This is a genomic window from Kitasatospora sp. NPDC018058 (assembly GCF_044327205.1).
In the GTDB taxonomy this organism is placed as follows: domain Bacteria; phylum Actinomycetota; class Actinomycetes; order Streptomycetales; family Streptomycetaceae; genus Kitasatospora.
In genome coordinates this window covers 15,657-19,895 of the sequence record NZ_JBIRFA010000075.1, presented here as the reverse complement: position 1 = coordinate 19,895, position 4,239 = coordinate 15,657, and the positions used below count along the sequence as shown (strand labels likewise).

Here is a 4,239-nt window from a genome sequence, read left to right as displayed (position 1 = left end):
TTCGTGGCGCAGAGCGAGGATCTCAGCGTTGTTCACGGCAGAGGAACGGCCCAACAGAGCCAGCCAGCCCAGCACGCGGCAGAAGATCAAGTAGAGCAGTCGCAGACCCACAACCAGCAATCATGCCCAGAACACGCTCGCCCGAAAAAATCGCAGCTCAGCCGCCCTACCGACAGTAAAGACACCCTTCAGGCCTTGGCGGCAGGGGGCGCGGGGGTCAGTGCGGCCCCCGGAAGTGTCGGCGCCTCGTTCCACGGCCGCCCGCCCAGGCCGTCGCAGGCGCGGCACAGCTGAGGCGGCGTGGTGCGGATGTGGCAGGGGCGGCAGGACGGGGCTGTAGCACGGTGTGGCAGGATGCCGACTGCACGTAAGCGAAGCACCGTGCTCGACCGATGAACCCGCGGGGGGTCCTCTTGTCCATCGTCCGAACCGTCCACCGAACTCCACTCGCGGCCGGCGCAGCCGTCGTGGCCGCTGCGCTCCTGACCGGATGTTCCTCGGGGCCGGGGCCTGTCCTTGGTGCGCCGGGTGGTGTCACCGCATCGACTGCCGCCACGACGGGCGGTTCCTCCTCCCCGGGCGCCGTCCCGGTGACCACGCCGACACTCGGCGCGTCCGGCGCAGCCGCGTTCGGCTCTCCCAGCAGCACACCGAGCGGCCCGCCGATCCCCACCGGCGCGTTCCTGCGCAGCCTCCTGCCGACCGCCGCCACCCTGCCGGCGGGCTGGACGATCGAGAGCGACGGCGGCGAGACCGACACCGGCACCTACGTCGATGACGAGCCCGGCGATCCGATGCTGCCGAAGGAAAAGTGCACCGAGATGCGTCTCGGCGGGGGCACCCTCACGCACGACCTCCAGGCCTCGGATGCGGAGAACCACGTCTCCGACGGCATGAACGAGGTGTACGTCCGGCTGTCCGCCTACCACCCGGGCGACGCGGCCAAGGTGCTCGCCGAGATCCGGGACTACGCGGCACGCTGCAAGTCCTTCACGGGGCAGTCATGGGACCACCCCCCGGTGCCGGTGCCGGAGACGGTGACCGTGCAGCCGGTAGCGGGACTCGGCGACGAGGCCATCGACATGAAGAAGGTGCCGACGGGTCCCTACCAGACAGAGGAGATCATCGTGATCCGGCTCGGCGACCGACTGCTGAGCCTCTCGGGCAACAACATCGTGGAGCGGCTGCCGCACTTCATGGAACTGGCAACGCCGCTCTCCAAGACCGCCAGGTAGCGCACTCCGCGCAAAAGCCGATCTCTGCCGGCCCTCAGTTCCAGGGCAGTGCCCGGAAATCCAGAGCCGCCCACCCCGCGATTCGGTGTCAGAAAGACCGCTGACGCCGAGGCGCGGGGTGCGACTTGGCCGCTGACGGCTCACGTCACGCTGGCGCGGCGCCAGCGCAGGAACCCGGCGCCGACGTCGCTGTCGGCAAGCAGCACGGCGTGGGCGGCGGCCAGGTCGCCGACGGCGTCCCGAACCTCGACAGGCACGACGGGGTCGAAGACCGGTCTCACCACGGGCCTCTTGCTCAGGTCGGCCATCGATCCTTCTCGGCTCCGGAGATCCATACCCGGACCTACCCGGTGTCTGGGCTGCCCACACGAGGCCAGGTCGGTCGAGGACCGCTGCTCGGCCCTCGACCGACCTGGCGGGCAGCGTAGCGCCGTTCACCAATAGCAGCCAGGGTGGTTGACGGCGTAGTCGTCCTTCGTGACCGGGCGCTCAGAGGCGGCGCAGGACCGCGACGACCTTGCCGAGGATGGTGGCGTTGTCGCCGTTGATGGGTTCGTACGCCGGGTTGTGCGGCATCAACCAGATCCGGCCGTCCTCGCGCTTGAGCCGCTTGACGGTGGCCTCGCCGTCGATCATCGCGGCCACAATGTCGCCGTCGCAGATGGCCGCCTCGATCATGCTGTCGCCGCGCACGGTGATGGGGTCGAAGTCCAGTCCGTCGACGAGGTCGCCGTACGGGGAGCCGTCCACCGGCGGCGTGCTGATGCCGAGGTACTCGTCCAGCTCGCCGCCGCCGTACAGCGTGACGAAGTCGCGGTAGTCGGCGGGCAGGCGCAGGCCCGTGGTCCGGACCAGCTCGTCCCAGTCGACGGTGTCACCCGGGGTGCCCGGCTCCCCGAGCAGGGCCGAGAGTCGGGTAATAGCCGGGTGGACCATGGCGGTGTCTCCTCCGAGGGTGGCAGGCTTTGATCAGTCACCGTATTGCCCAGCGTCCCGCCGATGCCGCAGAGCCGGATGAGGGCGTCGCCGAGCGCGGTGTACAGCACGACGGTCTCGAAGGGGCGCTGGGTGAATTCTCGGAGCAGGCCGATGACGGGTCGGCGACCGGGCGCCAGCGAGTTCTGCCCGACTGGCACCGATCGGTTGATCACTGGACATCCCCAGGTCGTTGCCCAGCTCAGACCCGATGCACGGTGCTGCGGGCGGTGCGCGCATGATTTCCGCTATGGAGAACGCGGTCGAGAAGATCAAGGTCTGGTTTCGCTTCACCCCTCGCGAGGGCTGGTTCCCTCAGGACACGGAGGGCCTGTGGGCAACGAAGCTCGGTGCCGACACGGCTCGGGTGCAGAACGTTGCGTTCCTCCAGGACGGGGTCGCGGAGGGCGACGTCGTGAGGTTCCAGACGGACGAAGACGGCAGGCACTGGGCTGTCGGACGGGTCAGCGCCTCCGGCAACTGCACGATTCGGGTCGTGCCCATCCCTTCCGGTCCGCTGGGCCGCAGCCCCCAAGCCGTCCATCAGCGCCTTTCGGCCTTTGAGCTCGGAGGCGAGGTCTTCAGCGAGGAGTTCCCGATGGTCGCCTTCAACGTTCCGGCCAACGCCGACTTCTCCGCGATCAAGAAGCTCCTGGACCGCGGCGAGGAGGAAGGCTGGTGGCACTTCGAGGTCGGATGCGGCACCGACGCGTGGTGGAGCGCCTGACCGTCCGCCACCGAACAGCGAGGACCCTCAATTGCGGGCCGCCCGGGCCTCAACACCAACCGCGCGCAGTCTCCGAGCAAGCTGCTCGATCTCGGGCAACGTCGCCGCGTGCTGACCTGACTGCACAGCCTGGAGCATCTTCCTGGACTCCTTCAGCTCGACACTGAACGTCGCCCGAATCACCTTCATGATCACAGCAGTTCGGGCGCCATTCTGAGGGAGTTCAAGGCGCGCGGGGCCGTGCTCGCCGATCAATCGTTCACGCAGATCGGCTGGCGTGTCTCCGCTCCCGCATCCCACTGACGGCCCGCAAACGGCGCAGTCGGCCTCGATGCTCCATTCCAGGCGGTCGAAGATCAGAACTTGCCCGCCCGAGCATGGTGCCTCCCCTCTGCAAACAGGGCATGCCGCAGCGAAACTGACGTACTCGCCGACGCCGACGAAGCGCTCCCGCTCAGTCACTCCTATGAGATCCATCCGCGCATCGTCTCACCAGCCCCCTTTGTGAGGCAGGTCAAGGTTCGAGACTCCAGTGGTCAAGCTGGCGGCCGCCGCCGAGCGCACCCGTGCGGCCGACGCCGCCACGGCGTAGCCGTACCCTGCGGGTGTGGCCGGTCATCTGGGGGCGTTCACGGCCGTGGTCTGCTGTCGGTCCGATCGTGCTCCTCGGGGATGCGCGCAACCCGGACACCGCCACCAACATCGCCGCCTACGTCCCGCCCAACCCGTCAGCGGGAACCATGGCCGCCGACGCCGCCACCGCCCGGGCCCTGGCCGTGGCCGCGGGGAAGGCCGACCCCACGAAGACCACGGCGAGCCTGGTCGCCACGAGCCTGGGCCCCCCTGGTGACCCGGGCCTGACTCCCCGCTCGGTGCCGGGGCGCCCGCTGCGCGAATCCTCCATCGCCCTGGGCGCGTACTCCAGCCTGGCGGTCTCCCATCAGGGCAAGGGCGCCACCGTGAGCGAGATCTCCGCCACCCCGGACGGGTCGGCCCCCGGGTACGCCGTCGCCCGCATGCCCCTGGACAACTACTGGCAGGGCGTCGTGGCCTCCCGCACACCCGATGCCGTCGTGGCCAGGACACCAGGCGGCCCCGAGGATCCGTCCTCCCGCCACACCCTCGTCAACGCGATCGTCGGCCGCCGATAGCGGCCCTCACGACTCAAGGTGCCCCTGGCGTTTGGCCGGGGGCACCTTGCTATGTGGAGGAGTGGGGGGGGGGGGGGGGGGGGGGGGCGGCGCCGGGGGGGGGGGGGGGGGGGCGGGGGGGGGGGGGGGGGGGGGGGGGGGGGGGGGGGGT

At 69.8% G+C, this 4,239-nt stretch carries 5 protein-coding genes and 1 pseudogene; 3 read left to right on the top strand and 3 right to left on the bottom strand.

The features are described 5' to 3' along the window. The first annotated feature begins 590 nt into the window (after positions 1-590). Positions 591-1,235, top strand: coding sequence for a hypothetical protein (locus ACH4E7_RS43135; RefSeq protein ID WP_396254682.1), 645 nt, complete (start codon positions 591-593; stop codon positions 1,233-1,235). A 140-nt stretch (positions 1,236-1,375) separates the two neighbouring features. On the opposite strand, the gene ACH4E7_RS43130 is transcribed toward ACH4E7_RS43135, so the two are convergent. Both ACH4E7_RS43130 and ACH4E7_RS43125 read right to left on the bottom strand, forming a co-directional pair. Next, a complete protein-coding gene (locus ACH4E7_RS43130; protein ID WP_396254681.1) occupies positions 1,376-1,543 on the bottom strand; it encodes a hypothetical protein in 168 nt (55 codons plus the stop codon). A 181-nt stretch (positions 1,544-1,724) separates the two neighbouring features. Continuing rightward, positions 1,725-1,934, bottom strand: a pseudogene (locus tag ACH4E7_RS43125) (LexA family protein); the annotation flags it as partial. Positions 1,935-2,460: 526 nt separating this feature from the next. On the opposite strand from ACH4E7_RS43125, the gene ACH4E7_RS43120 reads away from it, so the two are divergent. After that, positions 2,461-2,937: a DUF4265 domain-containing protein gene (locus ACH4E7_RS43120; RefSeq protein ID WP_396254680.1), complete on the top strand. Its 477-nt coding sequence runs from the start codon at positions 2,461-2,463 to the stop codon at positions 2,935-2,937. 27 nt (positions 2,938-2,964) lie between these two features. On the opposite strand, the gene ACH4E7_RS43115 is transcribed toward ACH4E7_RS43120, so the two are convergent. Beyond that, entirely contained in the window at positions 2,965-3,399 is a 435-nt protein-coding gene (locus ACH4E7_RS43115; RefSeq protein WP_396254679.1) for a hypothetical protein, read from the bottom strand. Between the two features lie 197 nt (positions 3,400-3,596). Between ACH4E7_RS43115 and ACH4E7_RS43110 the strand changes: the two genes are divergently transcribed. Beyond that, positions 3,597-4,088, top strand: a complete 492-nt coding sequence (locus ACH4E7_RS43110) for a hypothetical protein (protein WP_396254678.1) — start codon at positions 3,597-3,599, stop codon at positions 4,086-4,088. Positions 4,089-4,239 lie beyond the last annotated feature (151 nt).